Here is a 14,488-nt window from a genome sequence, read left to right on the forward strand (position 1 = left end):
CCATTTGAACATGAGGATCTTGAGAAGATTGCCGATTGTCCTTATTCTCTCTATATTTGCTACCTTCTTGGCACCTATTGTTGTACCTGCATCAGCAGCGGAAGAGCCAACTGTTGAGTCGGTTATTACAGACCAGGAGCCGGAAGCTGGGCAAGGGCCTGGGCAGGACTCGGAAGCCGGGGAAGTTCCGGTGCAGGATGCGGATCCAGGGCAAGTGCCTGATCCGGACGCTGATCCGGGGCAAGAGCCTGATCCGGGCACGGACCCTGGGCAAGAGCCCGATCCGGACACAGATCCGGGGCAAGAGCCTGATCCAGATGGGGATCCCGGGCAAGAGCCTGATCCGGATGGGGATCCGGGGCAAGAGCCTGATCCGGATGGGGACCCCGGGCAGGAGCCTGATCCGGGCACGGACCCCGGGCAGGAGCCCGATCCTGATACAGATCCCGGGCAGGAGCCCGATCCGGATGCGGACCCCGGGCAGGAGCCTGACCCGGGCACGGACCCCGGGCAGGAGCCCGATCCGGATGCGGACCCCGGGCAAGAGCCTGATCCTGACGCGGATCCCGGGCAGGAGCCTAATCCGGATGCGGATCAGGGACAAGAACCTGATCCTGACGCGGATCCCGGGCAAGAGCCTGATCCAGACGCGGATCCCGGGCAAGAGCCCGATCCGGGCACGGATCCCGGGCAAGAGCCCGATCCGGGCACGGATCCGGGGTTGGAACCTGAGCTGCATCTATCGACGCCATCAGGTACGACTGTGACGGCACCCGTTTTCGAGGTTAGCGGATATGTGTCCAATTATACGGAGGAGCTGGATATGAAGCTGACCATTAATGATAGGGAAACGGTGGTTACAGCAGGCGGCAGCTTTCGTTTAAACGTGTTCCTTGCCCCAGGTGCCAATACATTGGCAGTCAAGCTAATGGTAGCGGAAGCGGAGCTTGCCCTGATCTCGCTGGCTGTTACCTACGATAATTCGCAGCAGAGCGGCGATTATATCGAGGTGGAGGCGGCGCCGGCCGATATCACCATCTCCATCGAAGGTCCGCGCAAGAAGCTCGATTATATCGATACCGATGTAACAGGAATCAGCAATGTCATATCGTTATTCACTCGGGATTATGGCGAAGCCATTACTGTGCCTCAATACAATGTTGCGGTTCAGGTGGATGCGGGCAGCAGGGTGCTGCAGGTGGTCAACCCATCCGTCAACGGCGGCGCGCCTGTGTGGACAGGTCCGACTGAATTGCTCATCCCGGAAGACGGCTATGTGCTGATGGCGCAGGATAACAGTTATACCAGTAATGATATCAAGCGTTATTTGGCCACTAACTTCAAGGTGGGAGATATCATCAAACTGCGCAAGAACGGCGAGGTGGTGCCTGTCAGAGATGTGATGAACGGCAATGGCTTGATCGCCCGCCTGACACTGACTAACAACCCGATGTATACGGTAGTCGACAATCAAACGATAATATCGGGAGAAATACTTAACATTGATGATCCAGAGGCTACTGTATTATCGGTTAATGAAACACAAGTCCCCTTCGAGATGGACGGAAGCTTCTCTTATACTCATATTCTGACTCCAGGCACGAACTATATTGATGTGAAAGTAGAAAAGAACGGGATCGAGCAGGATTTACGCCACCTGGTTGTCTTCAGCAGACCGGATTTCACATCGGAGAAAGAGGTTATCCTGTGGGTGGATCAGGCTTCGAACGCGAGAAAGCTGCAATCCAGAGAGCAGGTTTATGAATTTCTGAAAAAAGCGAAGGATAATGGCACCACCTCCGTTGTCTTTGATGTTAAGGGCGTGGAGGGTTATGCCTCATATAAGAAAAATGACTTGACAGGACGCCCATACGTCAGTGAAATCACAGCTCCGGAGAAAGCCGGATCCAATCCGGATCTGGATTTGCTGCAGGAGTTCATCACCTATGGACACGAGCTGGGATTAAAAATCCATGCTGCCGTGAATGTATTCGCCGAAGGATCTATTGCCCATAACGAATTCGCCGTTCTGGATGAGCATCTGGGTTGGGAGGAACGGGTTCACTACGCCGAGAACAATGGAGAGATCAAGCGGCTCCGCGAGAGTGCCAAGCAGGGGTTGGTGGCTTTTGTCAATCCTGCCAACGATGAGGTAAGGGAATACGAGCTCAAAACCTTTGAAGAAATTATAAAAAATTATCAGGTGGACGGCGTCGTCCATGACCGCAGCCGGTATGATAATGAAGGAGCTGACTTCAGCGAAGAGACCCGGGCGAAATTCGAGAGCTTCCTGCAGAGCAGAGGCAAACAGCTTGCGAATTGGCCAACAGATGTCTATGGATTTGCAGGAAACGTTCGGGTGGACGGACCGTTGATTCAGGATTGGTGGGAGTTTCGCTCCGGCACAATCAAGAGCTTCTTCAAGGAAGTGAAGGACCTGATAGAATCCTATGAAAGCTCAACAGGGAGAAGCATTCAGGTCTCCTCCTATGTGGGATCCTGGTACGAAACCTATTATCTGAACGGCGTCAACTGGGGCAGCACCAACTTTAGGTTTGATCCCAGGCTGGGGATTGGCAATGAATCGCTTTATACACCGGAATATTATCAAACAGCCTATATCGAGTACCTGGATTTCCTGATGATCGGCGCCTATCAAACGACAAGTCAGGAAATCGAGAAATACATTACATTGGGCAATATAGCGACTAACGGTGAAATTCCGCTGTATGCAGGAATCGCTTTGACTAATGTGCAAATTCCGGCTATGCAGCGGGAGGTATTCCAGGCGGGACTTAAGAATACGAATGGACTAATGCTGTTCGACGCCTCTCAGGTTAACTGGCCGATGGTTTCGGCTGCGCTCAGGGATGAAGAATATGTCAAGGATTATCAATTGGGGATGAGTCTGCCTGACAGCCCTGAATCGTTTCTGGAAGGCAATTATTATGATGTCAACCGGATTGAAGGAAATATCAATGTGCTGACAGAAGCATTCGGATACTCCACGGGAACGAACCAATTCGGCGTTGAGGTCGTGGTTAACGACTCCGGGGAGGTAACCCGGGTGGTTAACCGGAACCAGGCGATCAATTGGAGCTGGGGAGTTCCGGAGATGAATAATAGTGTGATCCCGTCTGGCGGATTCGTCATTACGACACTCGACCCGTCAGGTATTCGAACAAACAGGCAGCTCGTGGCTAATGCCTATGATGAAGGGGATCAGGTGCGGGCCGCCGTTCTGAGCGGATTGCAGGATGATGAAGGGCGGGAAACCGGCAGCAGCCAATTGGAAATTGAAGGCCATGTCGATGTGCTGGGTCCGGGTGAAGCATCAGTTAAACTAAACGGGCAATCCGCATCGGTAGAGGAGAACGGTGCTTTCACAGCCACTATTCCGCTGTCAGTAGGGATCAACGGGATAACGATCGATGTGTACGTGGATGAGCTGAAAACCAATACCAAAACCTTGGAGATCATTCGAACGGACTCGCCACCGGGCGGCGATGGTTCAGTGCCGGAGACACCGGAAACACCAGAATCACCGGAAACACCGGAGACTCCAGAAACACCGGAAACGCCAAATACACCAAATACACCAGATACACCAGATACACCAGTCGTACCCGATAAGGCTGCAGCCTCGGCTGAACGCTTGTCGGCAACGTATGAAGCGGCATCAAACGGGCAATTCCTGACGGATGTGGATGTCAATCTGGAGCTTATGCTGAAGGAAATCGAACAGCTGCAGCAGTTGAACATCTCTGACCAGATATTGGATTACTCCATTCAAGAGGTGGAGGATGTGCTCTTGATTAATCTCCCGGTAAGCGGATTAGATAAAGCATTGGCGGCTCTGCCAAAAGGCAGAATGGTCATCAGCTCTCCGCTGGGCCGCTTCGAAGTGCCGCTGGCTGGACTGCAGGCAGGTCTGGCTGCAGCCAAACCTGCAGAGATGCTCCAAATAAGAATCGGCAAGCTGCCCGAAGAGGAGGAGGAGCAAATCAAGCGCCGGCTCAGGCTGGAGGGGGCATCTAAGCTTGGCTACAGCGTTGATATCAGCCTGGTATGGGAGCAAGGCGGCGTAGAGCAGCATGTTACCAGCCTGGATGGCGCCAAAGCCGGATTTACCTTTCATTTATCCGGGCAAGCCGATCCTTCTCTTACGTCAGCGTTATCGCATGACCCGGCAGAAGGGAAAAGCCTCTTCATTCCTGCTTTGGTCGAACAGGCAGAGGATGGGAATTCCGATGTGCGGTTGATATTATCCGAGCTGGGTCTGTTCTCTGTGGCAAGCTCAGAGAAGACATTTGATGATATGAGCGGCCACTGGGCGAGCAAGGAGGTAAGTCTGCTGGCTTCCAAACGAATCATCGAGGGGACAGATGATCTTCATTTTACGCCGAATGAGCCGATCACCCGTGCCCAATTCACCACGCTATTGGTCCGCGCATTAGGCTGGAGAGATGGGGAGGAGCAAACGACATTCGGCGATGTAAACCGGGATGCCTGGTACGCAGGAGCAGTAGGGACCGCTGCCGCAAGGGGACTTGTAGAGGGCATCAACGACAAAGAGTTCCGGCCCAATGAGCCGATAACACGCGAACAATTAAGCGTCCTGCTGCTGCGGGCTTTGCAAATGACAGGAGTGGAACAAGAAGCAGGAAATCTGCTCGAGACCCTGCAGCGCTACCAGGATCGAGAAGCCATCTCAGCGTGGTCTGAATCAGCGGTTGCTGCTGTTACCGATATGGGAATTATGGAAGGACGCTCTGCTGCGGGCTTCGTGCCCAAGGGTTCAGCAACACGGGCCGAAGCCGCTGTTGTACTGATGAGAATGCTCCAGCACGCAGGGTATATCAACCGTTAGATAACGATAAGATGAGAAAAAAGATGACTTCTGATGAATGATTCAGAAGTCATCTTTTTTTTAAATAACAGAAAGTATAAAAATTTGGCCGATACTTTTCTGATATTTTTGGGAAGAAACTTACAGCGCCGCTTAAGGACGCCGCTTCTTCTTATTTATGCTTCTTTCTATGGCCTTATACGATCCATAAGTTCTAGGAGAAATAAATTTCTTGGCCCAGCTCGCTTGATTCATAAATGCCGCATAAGATCTTCATCATCTCCACACCGTCCTCTACGGGGCTTAAGGTCGTTTTTTTGCCTTGGCAAACCTCAATGAAATAATTCATCTCATCCTGAAAGCCCGCTGCAAAGTCAAAGGTCAGGCTATCGATCTGAGGGGTGCTGTTCAAAATCGTATTGTGCTTCTCTGTAATGAACGTGAGCTCCGGCTCAAGCTCTACGCCGCCCTGTTCCCCGTAAAGCTTGACCGTCAGCTCATCCTCCTTGGCATGAAGCGTGAAGCTGACATCGACCAGGAGAGATGCCCCGTTATCAAAGCGGATAAGCGCATTGGCCATATCCTCCACCGAATTATGCTCCGCGTCGTAATCCGCGGCTTTGTAGGATTTCAGATTCTGGACATTGGAGCGGTTGCCCAGCTTCTTGTACGTATTGCCGCTGATTGACTTAACCTTGGGCTTGCCCATGAGGTACCAGCATAAATCGATCACATGAACGCCAACGTCGATCAAAGGACCGCCTCCGGAACGTTCCAGGTCGGAGAACCACCCTCCGGGGTTGCCCAATTTCCGGATACAGGATGCTTTGGCATAATAGATGGGTCCGATGTCGCCGCCATCCATGAAGGCTTTGACGATACGTGTATTTGATGCGTATCTGCGGACGAAGCCGACCTGAAGAATCTTGCCGGAAGCGTGAACCGCTTGCTGAACGGCAAGGGCTTCCCGCACGTTCCTGCAGAGCGGCTTCTCCACCAATACATGCTTGCCTGCTTGCAGGGCGGCGATGCTGATCTCCGCGTGGGAGTTATTCCAGGTGCAGATGTTGACAGCATCAATCTCGGGATCCGCCAGCAATTCCTTATAGTCAGAATATACGTTGGGGATATTGTACTTCCCGGCTTTGGCCTGGGCGCGACCGATCTGCAGGTCGCAGATGGCATGGAGTGCAGCTTCGGCGTGATTATGATAGGAGCGCAAATGCATCTCCGAGATGGTCCCGGCACCTATCACGCCAATTTTTATAGGATTGCTCATCATCAGCACCTCATTCTTATAGTGGTCAGACCGCGTGAATGGAAGGCCATTCCAGCTCGATGCCTTCCTGAATCAGCCTGTTTTGAAAGTCCGCAAGCTCTTTCCCGCTGCTGCGTATATCAGTTGGATTGACATTATGATCCAGGCAGTAACTGGCGCAATATCCTGCCGCTTCTCCGATATTCCACTCCACCGGATGCAGCCGGTAGCAGCCATTGGTAATATGGGTTACGCCAATGTTTTTACCTGCCGCCAAGACATTGCTCACCCGTTTGGGTATCAGGCTGCCAAGCGGAATCTGGAAGGGGAGAGAGGATATATCAATATAGGACTGACCGCCTGTACTCGGATGCAGATCAATGCGGTAGCTGCCGATGCCGATTGAATCGTGGAACTTTTCGGCCTGGCCATCCGTGCGGCATGCAGCGGCCACATGCTGCTCAAGAACGGTGAATTGAGCCTGTATTCGCCGGGATTCACGAATATAGGGATACATCGCCAAGCCATCTGCCGTACCAACCACATCAGGCCGCAACCGAAGTCCGGGATATCCCGCTTTGCCGTCCGGCCGCGGTGCAGCCGTCTGCAGCCAATAGAGCAGAGAGAGGCTGAGCTGCTTGGCTTGATACAAATGCCGGGCCCGCTCTTCTTCGCTGACATCAATTATCGGCCCCAACCAATAGTCGTTTTGCGGCCAGTTCACCAGCGATATCGAGCCTGGATACGTTCCTGCGCGAAAATGCCGGTGATCCGCTATTTGACGGTAAAGAAACAGGGGAAATTTATCGGTATCCGCGAATAGCCCGTATTGGATGGGCTCCAGAGTGGAAGGTTTTATTCCGCTCAGACTCAGCAGCCGATCCGGCCAGAAATCGGGCTTGTAATCCCGCCAAAACTCATAAAGCTCAGGCTTGGCAATGGTATAATCTTCGCCATCCCGGTAATCCATCGCAAAACAGCTGGTGAAGCCCTGCATATTCATGGGTTGCGCCGGGCCTTCCACCGCATGGGGCTCACCGGTCTGGGCAGCGGATTCCGCTCCGGTCACATACTCTATTCCGGCCAGGGGCAGCAAATCGCCGCATTCCGTCGCATCCGCATAGATGGGAGCGAGCAAAACCAGCTGATCGCCGGTATCCAGGCACTTTACGGTAACCGAACGGATCTGGTCTCCCGTTGTCTCTGCTTCCACAAGCACATGACGATACAGAATCTGCAGCTGCCCGCTGTGGATATACGGGGCCAGCATACCATGCAGGACAGCAACGGCCGCCCGCGGTTCATGGGAAGTGCGGCTGACGATGCCGCTGCCAGGATTCAGATGGGGGAGCGCTATTGCCTCGGCAGTGAGAGGAAAAAACTGCCGGTAATATTGACGGATACCGTCACGGAACTGCCGATAACTTCGCGTACAACCAAATGATTCAATCCACCGGTGCTCGTCGGGAGGCACGGCCTGACTCGTCAATTGGCCGCCGATCCACAAGGTTTCTTCCGTCATGATAACGGTTTTCCCCGATTTTGCCGCAGCCAGCGCAGCCGCGGTGCCTCCGGTTCCCCCTCCGATAATGATGATGTCGGCATGGAATTCGCGTTTCATTTTGCCATTCTCCCTTATGATTATTTGATAGAGTTGAAATACGCGAAGCTATCGAGGATTCCTTGCACTTCACTGCCCAAGCCTTCATATTCAAGGACAAAGGCCCCCTGATACCCATGCTCGCGCAAGCGGTTCACAATTTTCTTGACCTCAACCTCGCCTTTACCCAGCGCAATTCCTTCATAGGCTTGGCCGCCAAGAGACGTGTACCGCCCGTTTGTATCTGGGTAGAAATCCTTGACATGAACATGGGCAATAAGAGGCAGCAGCACTTCAAGCGCATGTGTAGGATGCTCGCCGACCAGAAGGAAATTGCCGGTATCGAAGGTGGAACGAAGAGCGGGGGAACCGACACGGTCGATGATCTTCTGAACCTGCTCACCGCTGCCGGCCAGCTTGCCGTGATTTTCGAGGCCAAGCACCATTCCGGCAAGCTCTGCCTGCCGGGCGGCCTCAGACAACCCATCCACAATCCAATCCAGCGCCGTCTCATAATTGATGCTTCCGCTGAGATTGCCGGAAAACACCCGAATCATCGAGGTGCCGAGTACGTTGGCCGTTGGAAAAGCCTCCGTTATTTGTTTTAATGCGGCTGAACGTTCCACAGCTGATTCATGCACAAAGTCGTTGGCTACGGCGTAGCTCACCACCGTAATTCCATTGTCCCGGATATAGTTCAATACCTGGGGGAGCTCCTGCTCTAAGTCCTGCCAAAACACATTTAACAGCTCCACGCGCTTGATACCTTCCCCGGAACAGAAGGATAAGAAGTCCATCACGGTCCAGCCTTGTTCTCTCACCGTCCGGTGGACACTCCACATACTCAACGATAATTCCATCCTCGCATTCCTCCACTTCTTATTCAATTCAATGAATCATGTACGGACTTATTCTCATTGTAGAAGCTGGCAGGATGAAAAAGTAGGGTAGGAGGATGACCTTTTATGGTAAAATGATGCGTTTATTGATGATCGCTGTGTATGTTTTGATTTACTTCGTTTTTGCAGTCTTAACAATCGGTTATTACAGGAAAATCGTTAAAAACGCCATGTAGGGGTAAGCAGGGGGGATTGTACGGGTCATCAGGCAGTGGCGTTGTGCTGCCGCTGCGTCCGGAAATTTGGAGTAACCCGCAACTTTTCTCCATATTCATCGTCTGAAGGTTTTATATGCAGGAATAATCTGGAACAAACTAGCAGGCTCCGGATTCACAGCAGACGATTATGGGCAGCAAGCGGATAGAGAATATGGATCGGCATAAGGAGAACAGACGTGACGATGCTGAAAACGATGGCGAAGATATCAGGAGCGGCGCTCCTCCTCTTCGGGATGAACGGTCTGATCAATTATACACTGTTGAAGCCGCTCGACGGCGGTGCGAAGGTGTTCAACCAGTTTCGCCACCATCTGGACGATGCCATATTCGTCCTGCTGTTTGTTTTCGTAGCGTTCATCTTCTGGGCGATGTTCGCCGTTCTTAATCAGGAGCGCGGCTATCTTTATCTTGGGCTCATCTCGTTCTTGACGTCGCTTCAGCTGTTTGCGGAATGGGATGATAAATTGTTGTTGTTCGGGCCTTTCCCGGAAATTCCATACAACTCGCTGGCCATCAAAAGCGGAGTTGCGTTCTTGTCCTTCGCTTTTGTCTCTTATCTGCTGGGAACCTCAAATAGACCCGTCGTCCGCCTGCTGCTCTGGGCGGGAGGACTTCTTTGGGCCGTCATTGCGGCAGCCTCGATGCTGCCTGTCGGCGATTCTATGCTCATTGTCCTGAGCCGGCTGTTCCTGGGTTTTGTTTTCCTGAACATGGCCCTCTGCATATCGCAATTTTTGACCCTGCTGCGAAGCAAGGCGAATCAGGCGGAGCTAAGGTTAATTGCGTCCGGATTCGTCTTGTTTGCGCTGGTCCTGCTGCCTGATCCGGGAAAAGATTTGCTGGAGGATATTGCCGGGCGCAATCTCGGATACCGTCTGGTGTATTGGGAGCAATGCCTGGAGGATACATTCCCTTGGGCTCTGCTGGCGCTGTTGACCGTGTTTGGGATACTGTTTTTCCGCCGGTTCATCCAGACGCTTAAGGATAATAGAGCCATCGCCGACGAGCTCCGAGCGAAAAACACCTCCCTGGAGCAGGAAGCTGATACCCGGCAGCGGCTGGATCAACTGTTGACCGTACTGCTTCGGACTTACCGGATCGCCGATTTGGAGCAGAGCGTCATCCGGGAAGGGCAGCGATATTTCCAGCCGCATGCGTTTATGCTGGTAAAGTACGATGAAGCGAAAGATTTTGTCCAATTCGAGGGAAAGGCTGCTCCTCCCTCCCGGGAAGAGGATATTGGCGGGATGCTGAGGTCAACAGGGAACCGGATGTCCGCTGGCGAGGCGATTGTCGCTCCTGCGATGGTTTTGGGATCGGCGGGCGGAACTGACGGGATAAGGCTTTATTTGGCCGTTTGCTCGTCAGATGGCGGTCCGATCCTGGTAGATGAACGGGATAAGTTCGCTTTATTGCTCATGTCCAAATACGTATCGATCTTTTATGAATATTTTCAATTGCTTGAGAGCCGGCTAAGGGAAATGGAGCAGCGGCAGGCAGATCGGTCGCCATGGTTATCCAAGCTGTTTATGCAAATAGCGGAGAAGGAACGGAAGCGTCTGGCCTCCGACCTTCATGACGAAGTGCTGCAGGAATTGCTTCATATCCGCCGTACCTTTGATCGAATGCCCGCTGGACAATGGCTGAACGAGGACAATGAGCAGATACGTCTGGGTCTCGATAATGCCGAGTTCATGATCCGGGAAACATGCCGGGAGCTCATGCCGTCGTTTTTGTCCGATCATGGCGTGCTGCACGCGGTTTCCAGGCTGGTGGAGAAAACCCGGCTGCGGGTTGATTTCCAGCTGGAATTCCATGCATTGCCGTTAACCGCTTCTCTCAGCGACGAGCAAACCACGGCGGTCTACAGAGTCGTGCAGGAACTGATTAACAATGCGGTCAAGCATTCGGAAGCGGCCCGGGTCATATTGGAGGTTGGACAGAAGGAAAGCGCTTTATATATCCGGTATGCGGATGACGGCAAAGGCATGGAGACCGGGATCGATTTTTCTTCCATGAACCGGTTTGGATTAAGGGGCATTGCGGAGCGGATTCACATGGTTGGAGGGGAAGTGTCGGTGCAGTCTGAGCCCGGTCAAGGGGTCAAGGTCCATTGTTCTGTGCCGGTCTGATGCGGTGAGCCGTTATGGGCAGCGGCAAACAGGCTATAAGTCCATGTTCAGCCATTTCAGCTTGATGCCCTTCATCACGGCCTCCTGCCGGGAGGTCACACCCAATTTTCCGAACAGATGCGAGATCAGATATTCGACATTGCGCTGGCTCATGAAAAGCCGGTCCGCAATGTCTTTATTTTTATGTCCCTGAGCAATCAGCTTCAAGACGGCCAATTCTTTGTCCGATAATGTCCGGTTCGCTCCCCCGGAATCCACGCCTGGGTCGGAGAGGCGTCTTTCTTTGGTTCTCAGCTGCCTGGCGAGATGGACAGGCAGAACCGTTAATTGCTGGATAGCTAATTGAAGACTGGCGATAAATTCCCTCTCGCCAAGAGATTTCTCCAGAATGCCGGTTACCCCAATCTCGATCAGCCTGTCGTAATGCTCCGAGATGTCTTCACCGGTCAATATGACGATAGTCGCTTCCGGATGGCGCTGCAGAGCTGCTTCGGTTAATTCGAAACCGTTCATCTCCGGCAGCTTCAGATCAAATACGAACAGATCAAAAACAGATTGTTCCATCAGATCCACCGCAAATGCACCGCTTGATGCGGTCGTCACGCGAAAGCCGTTTTTTTCGAGAATGATGGCCGTTCCCGCCAAGAAGGTCCGGTGGTCGTCAACCAACAAAATATGGGTCACAATCGATTCCCCCCAAACTACTTTCCTAGTGAATGAATGATTTTATTATACTATACCGGCAGCTCCGCGGCACCGCAATCGTCCGCAGTGAGACCGAAAGCAATGCCTCCCGGTACCGAAGCTCGATTTGCGCGGTTTCTCCTCTTTCTTTCGGTGAGCTTACTATGACTCCCGTGTTATTGTTGGTGCATGAGAACGAAAGGGGATGCAAAAATGGAGAAGAGGTTGATCTATCTGGACCGCTTGAAAGTTTTTTTGACGGTGCTGGTCGTACTCCACCATACGGCAATTACTTATGGCGGTTCGGGAGGCTGGTTTTATTACGAGCATCAGGACAATGTTGTGGTAAATACACTGCTTACGATATTTACGGCTGTCAACCAATCGTTTTTTATGGGACTGTTCTTTTTTATTTCCGGTTTTGTGACCCCCGCTTCCTATGACCGCCAAGGGGGAGGCAGATTCCTTAAGGCACGCCTGTTCCGGTTCGGAATTCCGTTGTTGTTCTATATGCTGGTTATTGCTCCGCTTCTCGGATATGTTGCGAACGGGCATAAAGGTTCATTGGGCATATATATGAAAGAGGAGATCATCCCTCATCCGCTTCGAGGTTTGATTGAATTTGAAGTAGGGCCGCTGTGGTATTTGGTTGCGCTGCTGCTGTTCTTCGTCATCTATTCCGGTTTTCGTAAGATAACCGCAGGCAAGCCTCTCCGTAAACCTCTCAAACTAACGCCGCGGCTTATTGCAGGATATCTCGTAATTGTCATGGCAGTCAATTTTATCGTGCGCTTGGCATACCCCGTTGGAACCGAGGTAATGCATTTGCAATTGGCATATTTTCCGGCCTATATCGGCTTGTTCATGGCGGGCATTGCGGCCAGTCGCGGAAATTGGCTGCAGCAGCTAACCGAAAACGCCGCCCGGAAGTGGAGGGGGATCGTCATTTTGCTGATCGTCTTGTTTCCTGCAGGGATGGCGTTCGGAGGAGCATTGGAGGGCGACATATCCCAATTCATGGGGGGAATGAGCTGGCAAGCGGCCTTTTATGCAATAATCGATCCGCTGCTTGGTTTGGGGATCTCCTATGTGCTTCTGGTATGGTTCCGCAAACGATGGAACAGCGCGGCAGCTATGTCTACCGGATGGCTTTCCTCCAACGCTTTTCTCGTCTATATCATTCATGCGCTGTTTGTGACCTATGTGTCCTTTGCAATTCGTTCCTTGGATTGGCATCCGATCGTAAAATTTGTATTGGTCGGCTGTGCCGCCGTCGTTCTCTCCTACACGGCAGCATCGCTCATCCGCAGGATCCCCGGCATCAAAAGGGTGGTTTGAGATCATGCAGTTGTTTGATTTTTTAGTAATAATAGCAATCGATAAGAAACGGCTTCATACGCCATACGATATAATTGAATCAGAATGGCCTCCTTTACGTTCCCAGCAGCAAGCTTTCGAATCAAAGGAGGAATGAACATGCCATGACTCAAAGAAGCAGCGAATGCGGCAGTCCTTATAGTGTCGGATCGGGCAGCGCCATTACTGGCGCCATCGCCAACTTGACCTGCGGCAAAATCGTAGACTTTCTCGTCGAAAACATTTCAAAATGACAAGGAGACCTTAAAATGAAGCATCTTATTGTCTTTGCCCATCCCAAAACTGAAAGCTTTAACCACGCGATATTGGAAACCGCAGCCGCTGCATTAATAAAAAACGGCCATGAGGTTATTGTGCGTGATCTGTATGCACTCCATTTCCAGCCTGTGCTAAAATCAGAAGATTCAATTGCGATGAGAGCCGGGCAAACACCGCAGGATATTAAAACGGAACAAGAATTTATCACGCAAGCGGAAGTTATTACATTTATTTATCCTATTTGGTGGACGGGACTTCCCGCGATCCTTAAAGGTTATGTTGACCGCGTGTTCTCTTACGGCTTTGCCTATAGTGTTGGTGAACAAGGTATCGTTAAGATGCTGACAGGCAAGAAGGGATTTATTATCAACACACATGCTACTCCCCTGGAAATTTACGATACGATTGGGATGACCGCCGGATTGAAAATTACGTCTGATATTGGCATCTTGGACTTCGTTGGTATTGAACCTGTGGGACATTTATTTTTTGGCAGCATAGGAAACCTCGATGGGGAGGCATATAAAGGGTTGTTACAGGAAGTTGAAGATACGATTCATTCCTTATTTCCAAAATAATTCAGTGTACGGAACACTTTAGTTTCTGCTTCGCCTACCCGCACTCATTTCTTCTTTGTATATACGGCTGATCATAGTCTATAAGCAAGCCTGCATCCCCATCATGTTCCCTTACTCTGCTCCCTTACAATATTTTTATCGCGTTTTTACAATACCGTGTTCCTTGATTTTGTTAAATTGGGCATAGGAAACCTATTTACTCCCGGGTTAGCCGCAATATATACAGAAAGGTAGTGGAACAATGAAATTATCCCAAGTCAGACTGCTGGTAAACGATTTTCACGAAAATGTAGCCTTTTACAAAGACGTGATGGAGATTCCAATGGGTTTTTCCGCAGAGGAGATGCAGTTCGCATCGTTTAATACCGGCGAAACCAAAATCGAAATTTTTTCCCGTCAAAATATCGTTGAAGTGCTCGATGAAAACCATCTTCCAACCGGCACAGAATCACAGTCGAAATTTTTACTCGCATTTGCCGTGGATGATGTGGACGAGGTGTGCGCCCGTTTGAAAGAAAAAGGGGTGGAGCTCCTTAATGAACCTCATGACCGGCAGGCATGGAATGCAAGGGTTGCCCATTTGCGCGATCCGGAAGGCAATGTGATCGAACTCTATAAACACCCGCTTTAACAGC

Annotated in this window: 10 protein-coding genes; 6 read left to right on the forward strand and 4 right to left on the reverse strand. The window is 51.4% G+C overall.

Annotated elements, in window-relative coordinates:
- The first annotated feature begins 10 nt into the window (after window positions 1–10).
- Window positions 11–4,870 (forward strand): S-layer homology domain-containing protein, encoded by a 4,860-nt coding sequence (locus ACFOLF_RS36755; RefSeq protein ID WP_210040297.1) that lies wholly within the window; start codon window positions 11–13, stop codon window positions 4,868–4,870.
- 193 nt (window positions 4,871–5,063) lie between these two features.
- Here ACFOLF_RS36755 and ACFOLF_RS36760 read toward each other — a convergent pair whose 3' ends face one another.
- The 3 genes from ACFOLF_RS36760 to ACFOLF_RS36770 are packed head-to-tail and all read right to left on the reverse strand — an operon-like array spanning window position 5,064 to window position 8,567.
- Window positions 5,064–6,131, reverse strand: a complete 1,068-nt coding sequence (locus ACFOLF_RS36760; RefSeq protein ID WP_379113167.1) for a Gfo/Idh/MocA family protein — start codon at window positions 6,129–6,131, stop codon at window positions 5,064–5,066.
- 22 nt (window positions 6,132–6,153) lie between these two features.
- Window positions 6,154–7,728, reverse strand: a complete 1,575-nt coding sequence (locus tag ACFOLF_RS36765) for an FAD-dependent oxidoreductase (RefSeq protein WP_210040056.1) — start codon at window positions 7,726–7,728, stop codon at window positions 6,154–6,156.
- 20 nt (window positions 7,729–7,748) lie between these two features.
- Window positions 7,749–8,567 (reverse strand): sugar phosphate isomerase/epimerase family protein, encoded by an 819-nt coding sequence (locus tag ACFOLF_RS36770; protein WP_210040055.1) that lies wholly within the window; start codon window positions 8,565–8,567, stop codon window positions 7,749–7,751.
- A 439-nt stretch (window positions 8,568–9,006) separates the two neighbouring features.
- On the opposite strand from ACFOLF_RS36770, the gene ACFOLF_RS36775 reads away from it, so the two are divergent.
- A complete protein-coding gene (locus tag ACFOLF_RS36775) occupies window positions 9,007–10,956 on the forward strand; it encodes a sensor histidine kinase (RefSeq protein WP_379113259.1) in 1,950 nt (649 codons plus the stop codon).
- Between the two features lie 33 nt (window positions 10,957–10,989).
- Here ACFOLF_RS36775 and ACFOLF_RS36780 read toward each other — a convergent pair whose 3' ends face one another.
- Entirely contained in the window at window positions 10,990–11,640 is a 651-nt protein-coding gene (locus tag ACFOLF_RS36780; protein WP_210040053.1) for a response regulator transcription factor, read from the reverse strand.
- Between the two features lie 213 nt (window positions 11,641–11,853).
- Between ACFOLF_RS36780 and ACFOLF_RS36785 the strand changes: the two genes are divergently transcribed.
- The 4 genes from ACFOLF_RS36785 (at window position 11,854) to ACFOLF_RS36800 (ending at window position 14,484) form a co-directional block, all read left to right on the forward strand.
- Entirely contained in the window at window positions 11,854–12,978 is a 1,125-nt protein-coding gene (locus ACFOLF_RS36785) for an acyltransferase family protein (protein WP_210040052.1), read from the forward strand.
- Window positions 12,979–13,121: 143 nt separating this feature from the next.
- Window positions 13,122–13,250, forward strand: coding sequence for a hypothetical protein (locus ACFOLF_RS36790; RefSeq protein ID WP_379113165.1), 129 nt, complete (start codon window positions 13,122–13,124; stop codon window positions 13,248–13,250).
- A 15-nt stretch (window positions 13,251–13,265) separates the two neighbouring features.
- Complete coding sequence (locus tag ACFOLF_RS36795) at window positions 13,266–13,853, forward strand: NAD(P)H-dependent oxidoreductase (protein WP_210040051.1); 588 nt, start codon at window positions 13,266–13,268, stop codon at window positions 13,851–13,853.
- Between the two features lie 241 nt (window positions 13,854–14,094).
- Entirely contained in the window at window positions 14,095–14,484 is a 390-nt protein-coding gene (locus ACFOLF_RS36800) for a VOC family protein (protein WP_210040050.1), read from the forward strand.
- Window positions 14,485–14,488 lie beyond the last annotated feature (4 nt).

The organism is Paenibacillus sepulcri (assembly GCF_042647105.1).
GTDB classification, from domain to species: domain Bacteria; phylum Bacillota; class Bacilli; order Paenibacillales; family Paenibacillaceae; genus Paenibacillus_Z; species Paenibacillus_Z sepulcri.